A 12,293-nucleotide genomic window follows, 5' to 3' on the forward strand; every position below is an offset into this window, starting at 1 on the left:
AGCTGCTCCACCCCGCGTCCATAAGTGAAAGGCAAATAAACAATTAAGAATTGCCTTTCGAGGCTGCGCATTATACGAGGAAATTAGATGGATGCAATAGATCTTGGGAAAAATTTGATCTTTCCCGATCGAATGCCTAATTAGCCGTCAAATATTGAAAATTTGCTCACGATAGAACCGCAGTTCGGCAATCGATTCGCGAATATCATCCAATGCCAGGTGGCTTCCTGTTTTCTTAAACCCGTCCAATACTTCAGGCTGCCAACGTCGAGTCAGTTCTTTTAATGTGCTGACATCAAGATATCGGTAATGAAAATATTGTTCAAGATCCGGCATGTGCTTATAAAGAAAACGACGATCCTGTCCAATACTATTACCACAAATCGGCGAGGCTCCTTTAGGTACCCATTGCTCTAAAAATGCAATCGTCTGACGAACAGCCTCGGCTTCGTCGATCTCGCTTGCCTTCACTCGCGCAACTAAGCCACTACCTGTATGCGTTGTCGTACACCACTCATCCATCTTTGCCAGCTCTTCATCCGACTGATGGATTGCAAGAACCGGCCCTTCAGCCAAAATATTAAGCTGAGGATCTGTCACTATCGTCGCTATTTCAATGATTTTATGGGTTTCAGGATCCAGACCGGTCATTTCTAAGTCGATCCAAATCAGGTTCTGATCGCTGATCATCATCGGATATTGCCTATTCTATGAGTAAACCATGTATGATAATACCATTCGCGCCATTGCCGAGACAGTTCCGCTGTCGTTCGGCGAGGGGACTCCAGGTATTGTACCGACAGCCAACTTAACTGAACGAAATTCTTGTGGCAAAAAAGAAAAAGCTAACTAAAGGTCAGAGCCGCCGAGTGCGCTCAAACCAAAACAAGCGCTTAACACGCGAAAAAGATGAAATCCAATGGGATGAGTCTCTACTCGAATCTGCTCGCGAGGGCTTGGTGATCACCCGATTCGGCCAACACGCCGACGTCGAAGATCCTGAAACGGGGATCATTCACCGCTGCAACCTGCGCCGCAGTATCAAAAGCCTTGTCTCCGGCGACCGTGTCGTCTGGCGTCCTGGGGTGGAAACCCTTCAAGGAATTGCAGGTGTCGTTGAAGCCGTGCACGAGCGTGAATCCATGCTGACCAGACCGGACTACTACGATGGTGTCAAAGCCGTCGCAGCCAACGTCAACCAGATCATCATTGTTTCTGCGATTTTGCCGGAACTGTCGCTGAATATTATTGACCGTTATCTAGTCGCAGCGGAAACCGTCGGGATCGAACCATTGATCGTCCTCAACAAAGTCGATCTTCTCGATCAAGAAAGCCGAGCATTGATCGATGGCACGCTGGAACTCTATCGCTCAATCGGTTATCAGGTTCGTATGGTAAGCCGAGAGACCGGTGAAGGCTTGGATCAACTCAAGGAAGATCTAAAAGATCGCATCAGTATCTTTGCTGGCCAATCGGGCGTAGGCAAATCCAGTCTGGTGAATGCTCTGATGCCAGAAGTCGAAGCTGAAATCGGCGATGTATCTGAAACCTCCGGCTTGGGCCAGCACACCACGACGGCGGCACGCCTCTACCACTTCCCTGAGGGTGGCGATCTGATTGACTCGCCAGGGGTACGAGAATTCGGTCTATGGCACCTTGATGCCGAGCAGGTCACCAAGGCATTCGTTGAATTCCGCGATTTCCTCGGTGGCTGCAAGTTCCGAGACTGCAAACATGGTGACGATCCAGGCTGCCTGATCCGCGAAGCCGTTGAAGAAGGCAAAATCAGCAAGGAACGCTTTGACAGCTACCATCGCATCATTGAAAGCATGTCGGAAAATATTGCCAACCGCCAGTTCTCACGAAACAAACCCGATTGATCCACCAGCTCTCCCCCTCACGGGGGAGAGCTGCAGCAAGTAACTGACTTTCATCTGCAAGTTAGGTATTATAATAGGTTAACGTTACATTTAAGTAACTATCTTGTTGAAAGACTGACTGTTTCTGGAAGATCCCGTGCACGATAATTTCAAAATCGGCCTGCAGTACTGCGCGCCAAAACAAACTCTGACCCAGCTTGCCGGCAAACTGGCCTCACTCAAGGCAGGCAAACTGACGACGGCAGTGATCCGCTGGTTTATCCGCCAGTACGGCATTGACATGACCGAAGCACGTAACCCTGATCCAGCGGCTTACGCCACCTTCAACGATTTCTTTGTCCGGGAACTCAAAGAGGGTGCACGCCCGATTGATATCCAGCCTGATATGCTTTGCCACCCAGCCGACGCATGTGTCAGCCAACTAGGCCCTATCAATGATGGTCAACTGATCCAAGCTAAAGGTCACACATACGATGCGCAAGCATTGCTAGGCGGAGACAATGAGCTAGCAGAGCAGTTCAAAGATGGCCACTTTGCCACCTTGTACCTGTCACCAAAAGACTACCACCGCGTCCACATGCCATGTGACGGCACCCTTCGTCAGATGATTTACGTGCCGGGCGAACTGTTCTCAGTAAACCCGATGACAGCAGAAAACGTACCTAACCTGTTTGCCCGTAACGAGCGCCTAGTCTGTATTTTCGACACCTCATTTGGCCCGATGGCACAGGTTCTGGTAGGCGCAACTATCGTCGGTAGTATCGAAACCGTCTGGGCAGGTACAATTACCCCGCCACGCAGCCCACGCCTTCACGTCTGGAACTATCCAGCAGACGGCGAACAGGCCGTCACCCTGAAAAAAGGCGAGGAAATGGGTCGCTTCAAACTGGGTTCCACCGTGATCAACCTGTTCCCACAAGGTGCAATTGAATTTGCCGAGGAACTGGCAACTGGCGTTCCAACCCGAATGGGCAGTGCCTACGCCCAGTGTCTAACTGGTACCGTTCAGGAAGGATAACCAGTTAACATTTTTGAATAAAAGGGTCCTTTATTGGGCCTTTTTTTATATAAAAAATTGACCATATCGAGGAAATTTTAGCCACCCCAATAGTATGCTGGGACCAGTCCAATAATTAAAGCAAACCAACATACTATGAAAAAAAACCATTTATCCCAGCTACTTAAAATTGGGGTAGCATTCGGGGTCCCGCTCGGAATCCTGATGCTGCCAATTGATGCCATACCCATTGACGATCTGACCCTGACTCAACACCGACTACTTGCCATCTTTGCCCTCGCCGCCCTGCTCTGGGTGCTAGAGCCTGTACCCGTCTTTGCAACATCTATCCTGATTATCGCCCTTGAACTGATCATGATCTCCGATAAAGGGCTCCATTTATTCAGAGAAGCGCCACCAGGGCATGATATGGGGGTTGTACTGAGTTATACCGATATATTCAGTGCCTTCTCATCCCCCATCATTATTCTGTTCATGGGGGGCTTTGCCCTGGCTATCGCTGCATCAAAATATGAACTCGACAACAACCTTGCTCGCGTGTTGCTCAAGCCTTTTGGCACCCAGCCCAAATACATCATGCTCGGCCTGATGCTAATCACCGCCGTCTTCTCAATGTTCATGTCAAACACCGCAACCACCGTCATGATGCTGGCCCTACTCGCCCCTATCGTGGCCTCTGTTCCCAAAGGGGACATCGGCATCAAGGCGTTGGTGTTGTGTATTCCTATCGCGGCCAATACCGGCGGGATTGCCACACCAATCGGTACCCCGCCCAATGCCATTGCCTTGCAGTACCTGACCGGCGACAACGCCATTAGCTTTCTTGGCTGGATGGCCATCGGCCTACCTTTTGTCATCATCCAGCTCGCTTTTGCCTGGTGGCTACTACAAAAGCTCTTCCCCTCTTCCCACAGCCACATGGCGCTCAAGCTCAATGGTCAATTCCAAACCAGTTGGCAAGCCATCGTGGTCTACATCACCTTCGGATTAACGATCCTGCTCTGGATGACCACCTCCATCCACGGTATGAACAGCTACGTCGTCTCCATCATCCCATTGGCCGTTTTCACCTTGACCGGAATCATGGGTAAAGAAGAACTCAAGCTGATTAATTGGGACGTACTATGGCTGGTTGCAGGCGGTATTGCCATCGGCTTGGGGCTAGATAAAACCGGACTTGCTGAAGCTCTTGCTCATGCCGTGGATTACGATAGCTTGTCCCCGGTTGCCGTCGTACTAACCCTGTCGCTGATTTGCTGGCTAATGGCCAACTTCATGTCAAACACCGCCACGGCCAACCTGTTGATGCCCATCGCCGCAGCGGTCGCCGCCTCGATGGAGAGCCTGGCCTCTATGGGCGGGCTGCAAGGGGTGCTTGTTGTCGTCGCCTTCTCAGCATCACTCGGCATGATACTGCCAGTCTCCACACCACCCAATTCGCTGGCCTATTCAACAGGCCTGATCGAAAGCAAGGACATGGCCAAAACCGGGCTTATCGTCGGTATTGTCGGCCTTGGGATGGTCTACCTCGGCGCAATGCTCTTCACCTAAGTACCTACACGGGAAGGCCGCTTGGCGGCTTTCCTGTCATCAAGAGTCATGACTACAGGGCATATTTTTTGCCACAGGGATCACATTTTCCCCACTTATGAAGCCTCATGAATATTACTGGCTGGCCGATATAAATCTATAGATGCCGGCAATGCTGTCCTATCCATTCAGATATCCGCAGCCATGCCTCCAACAATACATTATTACATTACGGCATTTCAGAGAGTCCTTATGAAATTAACGATCAAACTAAAGATACAGATTGCCATCGGAGTCATCATTGCCACGGTCAGTTCCGTCCAGGCATGGATATCCATAAAACAGCTAAACCAAGAAACCACCAAAGCAGTTAGCAGCCAGATGCAAAATGTGGGGCATGCCACCAGCAAATCAATCAGCGACTGGCTGTCATTGCGTAGCGAGATGATGTTGGCAAACGAAAGCCTCATCGCGAACAACCGCAACATTGATCGCGAACTGCTACTCACCAAACGCGCTGGTAATTTCCTATCGGTATATGCTGGCTTCAGCGATGGCAGCATTGCCTACGGCGACAAAAACGAAAGCTGGCCGGCCGATTACGACCCTCGCTCGCGACTGTGGTACCAAAACGCCATGCGCGAAGGTTCGCTAGTGCTCACCGAGCCCTACCTCGATTTCGACGGCAGCATGGTCGTCAGCTTTGCCAAATCTTTTCAGGGCCAGAACCAAGGCGTTTTGGCTGCCGATCTCACCATCAATGCCATTATCAACCAAGTACTAAATACAAAGCTCGACAATGACGGGTTCGCCTTGCTGATCGACGGCAACAACAAAATTGTTGCTTACAAAGACGAATCACTAAGCCAGAAAAACCTCACAGAGCTTGACCAAGATCTCACCCCTGCCTTGCTCCAGCAACTCGCCGAACAGAAAACAATCAGCACAATCCATTGGGATAGCGAACAGCGCGATAAGTTGGTGTTTGCCACGCCGGTTTCGGGGACCGACTGGACGCTTGCTGTCGTAGAAGATGAGACCATGGCATTTTCATCTATCAGCGAGCAAATCACTTTCATCTTACTGGCATCGATCGGTCTATACGTCATCATTGCCGCCATTGCCGCGATGATCATCAACAGCCTGCTGCGCCCACTCAGCAACCTTAGCCAGTCTGTCGAGCAGTTGGCCCAAGGCAGCGGCGATCTCACCCGCCGTATCGACATCGAGCGAATGGACGAAATCGGCGAACTGGCCGATCACATGAACCGCTTCCTCGGCCAGCTCCAGAGCATGATCCAGGGAATCGTCAGCCAATCGACCGAGCTCGGCGTTCAGGCCGAACAATCCGCCATTCACACCGAGCAAGCTAGCCAAAAGGTTGCCGACCAGCAAAATGACATCAATCAGATCGCGACCGCGATCCACGAAATGTCAGCCACCTCAAGCGAGGTTGCCAGCCATGCGGAAATGACCGCATCAGCGGCGCAGGCATCAACCTCCTCGTGCGAAGAAGGCCAGCAAGTGATCGGCCAGAACCGTGAGGCCATCACTCAGCTAGCCAACCAAGTGCAGGATGCCGCCAATGTGATCCACAAACTGGAGAGCAATGCGCAGGACATCAACCAGATCCTTTCTACGATTCAAGGCATTGCCGAACAAACTAACTTGCTGGCACTCAACGCCGCCATCGAGGCAGCGCGAGCCGGTGAGCAGGGACGGGGGTTTGCCGTGGTGGCCGATGAGGTACGCGTTCTTAGCAAACGTACCCATGACTCCACCGAAGAGATCCGAACCATGATCGAAACCCTGCAGCAAAATACCCGCCAGGCCGTCGACAGCATGCAGGCCAGTACCGATCTCGCCGGGCAAAGCGTCGGTTATGCCGAGGATGCCAGCACCAGCCTCAACCAAATCACTCAGGCGATTACTGAAATTTCGGATATGGCAGTTCAGATTGCCAGTGCCGCAGAAGAGCAACGTGCTGTCAGCGAAGATATCAGCCGCAATACCCAGGCCATCAAGGATGTCTCAGACCACCTCGCTCTCCAGACAGGCGAAGTCACCCAAAGCGCGCTGGCTATGCGTCGTGCGGCGACCTCTATGAACACCGAGGTCTCACGCTTCAAGGTTTAACCCCGTCCTTATTACTCTCCTCCCTTCTCCCAGCGGCCTTTCCGCCGCTGGGACAGCCATTCACCCCACATCAGCTCAAACTTAGTTTGCACATCACGGCTATATTTCTCCCAAGATCCTGATGTAGATAGCAATTGTAATTTCCCCAGCACGCATTTTTCACCGCGGCTCTTACACTAGATCTAGGCGGGCACCCAGATTTACGCCACTCTGATACAAAGAATCAAAACGCCATCTAGGCAGGAAACAATAAAAACGAAGAGGATGAGAAATGAAGAAGCAACTGATCGGGGCCATATTGTGCGCCCTTGCTACCACCAGCGCACAGGCCGCGGAGTGGAGCTACCAAGGGGAAAATGGTGTCGAACACTGGGGAGAGCACTTTGCCACCTGTGGTGAGGGGCTCAACCAGACCCCGATTAATATCGCGAATACCATTGAAGCCGAGCTGGCCCCGCTACATCTTGACTATCAAGGTAAGATCACCAGTATCACCAACAATGGCCATACGGTTCAGGCAAACATTAGCGGAAAAAACGAGCTACTTATTGATGGACAAGCTTTCACGCTGAAACAATTTCATTTTCACACCCCGTCAGAAAACACCATCAACAACAAGCAATTCCCGATTGAGGTGCACTTCGTCCATGCCAATGAGGCCGGCCAGCTCGCGGTGGTCGCCGTGATGTTTAATACCGGTACCCGGGGCAATGAAACACTCTCCGCTCTTACGGCATCACTACCAGCCACTGGTGAGAGTATTACGCTCAGTTCCGATCTGAGCCCGGCCGATCTTCTGCCTCGCGAACGAGACTACTACCGTTTCAACGGCTCGCTAACCACCCCGCCATGCAGTGAAGGGGTTCGCTGGTTCGTTCTAAAAGAGCCCGTTGCCGCAGGCAGTGCTCAAGAATCCGCACTGAGCCGCACGATGGGAGAAAACGCCCGTCCCGTCCAACCGATCAATGCCCGGGTAATCCTCGAGTAATACAGCAGCGCTCTATTATGACAACAAAAGCAAGTGATAACCATTTGCATTTGAGCGGTTAACTGGTTATGATTCGTGCATTGCGATAAGAAGCCTTGGAATCCTACCCTGCCTCTTAGCGTCAATAATGGATATATCTGGCTGTTCCCCCAGAACCATGGCCGCCCGCAGCTCTTTGCAGAGCGCACCAGCAGTATGAACCCGCTTATCTCTGTGACCATACAGTGAATAGCAAAGCGCGGCCGTAAAGGCCGCGCGGTTCATTGGGTTATACCTGCCAACGGATCCTATCCGCTCAACAATCAAGCTATTCCGATCGGAAATGCGGTAACTTGATCAATATGATCCAAACCAAGAGCCAGCATGATCAAACGATCAATACCCAGAGCGACCCCCGCACAATCAGGGAACCCAGCACGCAATGCCTCGACCAGATGCATGTCAATCGGCTGAGGTGTCAGCCCCATCTCAAGGCGTTTACGGTTATCCTCCTCGAAACGGGCTAACTGCTCATCGCCATCAGACAGCTCATGGAAACCATTGGCCAACTCAATACCCTTGAAATAGACCTCAAACCGTTCAGCAACCCTCGGATCCTGCGGATTGATCTGGGCCAAAGCGGCCTGAGAGGCAGGAAAATCATAAACAAAAACCGGTGTTTGCTGGCCGATTTCTGGCTCAATCCCTATGCTGAACAGCAATTGCAGCAAGGTGTCACGATCCTGCTCGGGATCTGCAATGTCAGACAATCCTAGCTTGCCTGCAGCCACTTTCAATTCATCCATGCTGCCTTCCAACGGACAGACGCCTAGCACGCGAAGAAACGCCTGCTGGTAAGTCATACGCTCGGCCGGACCGCACTTCAAGATCAGGCGCAGCAATGCTTCCATTTCATCCATAAGAGCATGGTGATCGAACCCCGGGCGGTACCACTCCAGCATCGTGAATTCAGGGTTATGGTATCGCCCTGACTCCTCATTACGGAACGATTTGCAAATCTGATAGATCGGACCGCTTCCCGCAGCCAGCAAACGCTTCATATGAAATTCCGGGCTGGTCATCAAATATAGCGTCTGACCATCAGCATAACCCGGACCGACAAACTGAGTCTGAAAGGTATGCAGATGAATATCTGTTACCGTTGCCTGACTCATCGCGGGTGTATCCACTTCCAGCACTCCTTGCTGGGCAAAAAATCCCCGGATCGCCGCCAATAACGCGGCACGTTGTTGAAGCTGGGCAAGGTCTGCCGTTGGTTGCCAATGCACTGTCATAACCTGTCTTCATCTTGTGGCAATAGAGTGGCCGCAGTGTATCAAAACTCCCCGTTCTCACCCACCGCCACCGGCGGTTTCCTTTTTGAGATAAATATGAAAGAGTGTGAAAATTTTATGATCAGATAGTACACACCCTGCCTCATCCATCACCACGCAAAACCAACCTATACGCAACACCACGGTCACATCAAAAGCAAAGAAACAACATAAAAAAACGGCCAACATATCCAATATGCAAATATTGGCTTTTTTATTAGTGACTTAACGAGAAATTGCGAAACACATATTTAATGAGCCAGAAACAAAAATTACATTTCATTTCGCTCAATTAACAATCAAAAAACATTACAACTTGTGACAACTCTCACATTTTTTGTAATCACCTTATACTTTTGGGCTATTTCGTTTAAAAAGCTGCGTCTAAATCAAATTTTCTCCCGATGTTGTTTCATAGAATGTCGTCAGGATTTCAAGGTTAAGTACGCTACGGCGTACTTTTTAAATTTTATCGTCTTATCTTCGGAGGATAGCTGTGAAGACTATTACCACAGATATCGCTGTTGTCGGCGCAGGTGGTGCAGGCCTACGCGCTGCCATTGCTGCGGCAGAAGCAAACCCAGAATTGGAAATTGCACTGATTTCTAAGGTTTACCCAATGCGCTCTCACACAGTAGCAGCAGAGGGTGGCTCCGCCGCTGTCATCAAGGATGAAGATAGCTTGGATAACCACTTCAACGATACTGTTGGCGGTGGTGACTGGCTATGTGAACAGGACGTTGTTGAGTACTTTGTAGAAAACGCTACCCGCGAAATGACCCAACTAGAACAGTGGGGCTGTCCATGGAGCCGTAAGGAAAACGGTGAAGTGAACGTACGTCGTTTCGGCGGTATGAAAGTTGAGCGTACTTGGTTTGCCGCGGACAAAACCGGCTTCCACATGCTACACACCCTGTTCCAGACTTCGATCAAATACGAGCAAATCAACCGTTTTGACGAATACTTCGTGGTTGACCTAATCGTTAACGAAGGCGAAGTACAAGGTCTGATTGCTATCCACATGTCTGAAGGCGAGCTTGTTTGCATCAAAGCCAAGTCAGTGGTTCTAGCGACAGGCGGTGCAGGCCGCGTTTACAACTGTAACACCAACGGCGGTATCGTGACCGGCGACGGCATGGCTATGGCCTTCCGCCACGGCGTACCTCTACGTGACATGGAATTCGTTCAGTACCACCCAACAGGCCTACCTGGCACAGGTATCCTGATGACCGAAGGCTGTCGTGGTGAAGGCGGTATCATCGTCAACAAGAACGGCTACCGTTACCTGCAAGACTACGGCATGGGCCCAGAAACACCTGTTGGCCAGCCAAAGAACAAATACATGGAACTGGGTCCTCGCGACAAAGTTTCCCAGGCATTCTGGCACGAGCTGCAAAAAGGCAACACTATCAAGCACCCACTGGGTGACGTGGTGCACCTAGACCTTCGCCACTTGGGCGAAGAGTACCTGCACGAGCGCCTACCGTTCATCTGTGAACTGGCAAAAGCCTACGTAAACGTAGATCCAGCCAAAGAGCCGATTCCAATTCGCCCAACCGTACACTACACCATGGGTGGTATCGAGACAGACAACCACAACGAAACCCGTATCAAGGGTCTGTTCGCTGTTGGTGAATGTTCGTCTGTTGGCCTGCACGGCGCTAACCGTCTGGGTTCTAACTCTCTGGCAGAGCTTGTGGTATTCGGCCGCCTAGCGGGCGAAGGTGCTGCCAAGCGCGCTGAAGAGTTCAAGGGCTGGAACGACGAAGCCGTTGCTGCTCAGATCAACGACGTTCAAGCTCGCATTGATGCCCTACTGGCACAAGAAGGCGACGAGAACTGGGCTGATATCCGTACTGAAATGGGTCACTCCATGGAAGCCGGCTGTGGTATCTACCGCCAGCAAGATCTGATGGAAGCAACCATCGAGAAACTGGCTGAGCTGCGCAAGCGCTACAAGAAAATCAGCATCAAAGACAAAGGCAAAGTGTTCAACACTGACCTGCTTTACGCTATCGAAGTTGGCTACGGCCTAGAAGTTGCAGAAGCCATGGCTCACTCCGCTATCCAGCGCCGTGAATCACGTGGTGCCCACCAGCGTCTAGACGAAGGCTGCACCGAGCGCGATGACGTGAACTTCCTGAAGCACACGCTAGCGTTCTACAACGGTGACGAAGCACCTCGCATCGAATACAGCGACGTGACCATCACCAAGTCTCAGCCAAAAGCCCGTCTATACGGTGCTGCCGCTGAAGAAGCCGCCGCAAAAGAAGCCGCTGAGAAGAAAGAGGAGCAGGCATAATGTCAGACAATCGCATCCAGAAAGTAGAAATTCTGCGTTATGACCCGGCCAAGGACGCAGAACCGTACTTCGAAATGTTCGAAGTACCGTTTAACGAAACCATGTCTGTGCTTGATGCACTGGGCTACATCAAAGACAACCTAGACAAAGATCTAGCATACCGCTGGTCTTGCCGTATGGCGATCTGTGGTTCTTGCGGCATGATGGTCAACAAGGTGCCAAAACTGGCTTGTAAGACCTTCCTACGTGATTACCCGAATGGCCTGAAGATCGAAGCGCTGTCTAACTTTGCCATCGAGAAAGACCTGATTGTTGACATGACGCCGTTCATCGAGCGCCTTGAAGCTATCAAGCCTTACATCATCGGTAACAACCGCACGCCGGAAGACGGTCCTAACAACCAGACTCCTGCACAAATGGCGAAATACAAGCAGTTTGCCGGCTGTATCAACTGTGGTCTGTGCTACGCGGCCTGTCCTCAGTTCGGCCTGAACCCAGAGTTCATCGGCCCAGCTGCGCTGACACTGGCTCACCGTTACAACCTAGACAGCCGTGACAACGGTTCTGCCGAGCGTATGAAGCTGATCAACGGCGAAAACGGTGCATGGGGCTGTACATTTGTGGGTTACTGTTCTGAAGTTTGTCCGAAGAGCGTTGATCCAGCAGCAGCGGTTAACCAAGGCAAAGTGGAATCTTCTAAAGATTTCGTTATTGCCATGATGAAACCTCAGGAGGCATAAGGATGAGCAACCGTAAACCTTACGTTCGCGAAATGACACGTACCTGGTGGAAGGATCATCCTTTCTACCGCTTCTACATGGTGCGCGAAGCAACTGTACTACCACTGATCTTCTTCACCATCTGTCTGACTTTCGGTCTTGGCAGCCTGGTAAAAGGTCCTGAAGCATGGCAGGGCTGGCTAGATTTCATGGCCAACCCAGTCGTCATCATCCTGAACATTCTGGCACTGGCAGGTAGCCTGTTCCACGCCCAGACATTCTTCAGCATGATGCCACAGGTAATGCCGATCAAACTGAAAGGCAAGGCTGTGGACAAGAAAGTAATTGTGCTTGCTCAGTGGGCTGCTGTTGCCGCTATCTCACTGTTCGTACTAGTACTAGTTTAA

11 protein-coding genes are annotated in these 12,293 nt (G+C 51.2%); 9 read left to right on the forward strand and 2 right to left on the reverse strand.

What is annotated here, in order from left to right; translation table 11 throughout:
- Positions 1-147: 147 nt before the first annotated feature.
- Positions 148-693 (reverse strand): oligoribonuclease, encoded by a 546-nt coding sequence (orn, locus tag ABT56_RS07990; protein ID WP_047878357.1) that lies wholly within the window; start codon positions 691-693, stop codon positions 148-150.
- Between the two features lie 28 nt (positions 694-721).
- Here orn and ABT56_RS24580 point away from each other — a divergent pair, with 28 nt between their 5' ends.
- The 6 genes from ABT56_RS24580 to ABT56_RS08015 all read left to right on the forward strand — a co-directional run bounded on the left by ABT56_RS24580 (position 722) and on the right by ABT56_RS08015 (position 7,552).
- Positions 722-853, forward strand: a complete 132-nt coding sequence (locus tag ABT56_RS24580; protein ID WP_276203178.1) for a hypothetical protein — start codon at positions 722-724, stop codon at positions 851-853.
- A complete protein-coding gene (rsgA, locus tag ABT56_RS07995; RefSeq protein ID WP_047878358.1) occupies positions 828-1,880 on the forward strand; it encodes a small ribosomal subunit biogenesis GTPase RsgA in 1,053 nt (350 codons plus the stop codon). Before ABT56_RS24580 ends, rsgA begins: the two co-directional genes overlap by 26 nt.
- Before the next feature lie 136 nt (positions 1,881-2,016).
- Positions 2,017-2,898, forward strand: coding sequence for an archaetidylserine decarboxylase (gene asd, locus ABT56_RS08000; protein WP_047878359.1), 882 nt, complete (start codon positions 2,017-2,019; stop codon positions 2,896-2,898).
- 135 nt (positions 2,899-3,033) lie between these two features.
- On the forward strand, positions 3,034-4,449 hold the full coding sequence (locus tag ABT56_RS08005; RefSeq protein WP_047878360.1) for an SLC13 family permease: 1,416 nt from the start codon (positions 3,034-3,036) through the stop codon (positions 4,447-4,449).
- Positions 4,450-4,680: 231 nt separating this feature from the next.
- A complete protein-coding gene (locus ABT56_RS08010; protein ID WP_047878361.1) occupies positions 4,681-6,564 on the forward strand; it encodes a methyl-accepting chemotaxis protein in 1,884 nt (627 codons plus the stop codon).
- A gap of 271 nt (positions 6,565-6,835) precedes the next feature.
- Entirely contained in the window at positions 6,836-7,552 is a 717-nt protein-coding gene (locus tag ABT56_RS08015) for a carbonic anhydrase (RefSeq protein ID WP_047878362.1), read from the forward strand.
- A gap of 302 nt (positions 7,553-7,854) precedes the next feature.
- Here the strand turns inward: ABT56_RS08015 and epmA are convergent, their stop codons facing one another.
- Positions 7,855-8,826, reverse strand: coding sequence for an elongation factor P--(R)-beta-lysine ligase (epmA, locus tag ABT56_RS08025; protein ID WP_047878364.1), 972 nt, complete (start codon positions 8,824-8,826; stop codon positions 7,855-7,857).
- Between the two features lie 535 nt (positions 8,827-9,361).
- Here epmA and frdA point away from each other — a divergent pair.
- Genes frdA through frdC form a run of 3 tightly spaced genes read left to right on the forward strand, consistent with a single transcriptional unit; the run spans position 9,362 to position 12,293 of the window.
- Entirely contained in the window at positions 9,362-11,167 is a 1,806-nt protein-coding gene (gene frdA / locus ABT56_RS08030) for a fumarate reductase (quinol) flavoprotein subunit (protein WP_047878365.1), read from the forward strand.
- Entirely contained in the window at positions 11,167-11,907 is a 741-nt protein-coding gene (locus tag ABT56_RS08035) for a succinate dehydrogenase/fumarate reductase iron-sulfur subunit (RefSeq protein ID WP_047878366.1), read from the forward strand. Before frdA ends, ABT56_RS08035 begins: the two co-directional genes overlap by 1 nt.
- A 2-nt stretch (positions 11,908-11,909) precedes the next feature.
- The gene (gene frdC, locus ABT56_RS08040) at positions 11,910-12,293 is read left to right on the forward strand and encodes a fumarate reductase subunit FrdC (RefSeq protein ID WP_047878367.1); all 384 of its coding nucleotides are present in this window, start codon (positions 11,910-11,912) and stop codon (positions 12,291-12,293) included.

The sequence above is a fragment of the Photobacterium aquae genome, from assembly GCF_001029445.1.
GTDB classification, from domain to species: Bacteria; Pseudomonadota; Gammaproteobacteria; order Enterobacterales; family Vibrionaceae; genus Photobacterium; species Photobacterium aquae.

Coding starts and splice junctions, on each gene's coding strand:
- ABT56_RS08005 (WP_047878360.1), top strand. CDS start 3,034: ATGAAAAAAAACCATTTATCCCAGCTACTTAAAATTGGGGTAGCATTC.
- ABT56_RS08015 (WP_047878362.1), top strand. CDS start 6,836: ATGAAGAAGCAACTGATCGGGGCCATATTGTGCGCCCTTGCTACCACC.
- ABT56_RS08010 (WP_047878361.1), top strand. CDS start 4,681: ATGAAATTAACGATCAAACTAAAGATACAGATTGCCATCGGAGTCATC.
- orn (WP_047878357.1), bottom strand. CDS start 693: ATGATGATCAGCGATCAGAACCTGATTTGGATCGACTTAGAAATGACC.
- frdC (WP_047878367.1), top strand. CDS start 11,910: ATGAGCAACCGTAAACCTTACGTTCGCGAAATGACACGTACCTGGTGG.
- ABT56_RS08035 (WP_047878366.1), top strand. CDS start 11,167: ATGTCAGACAATCGCATCCAGAAAGTAGAAATTCTGCGTTATGACCCG.
- epmA (WP_047878364.1), bottom strand. CDS start 8,826: ATGACAGTGCATTGGCAACCAACGGCAGACCTTGCCCAGCTTCAACAA.
- ABT56_RS24580 (WP_276203178.1), top strand. CDS start 722: ATGTATGATAATACCATTCGCGCCATTGCCGAGACAGTTCCGCTGTCG.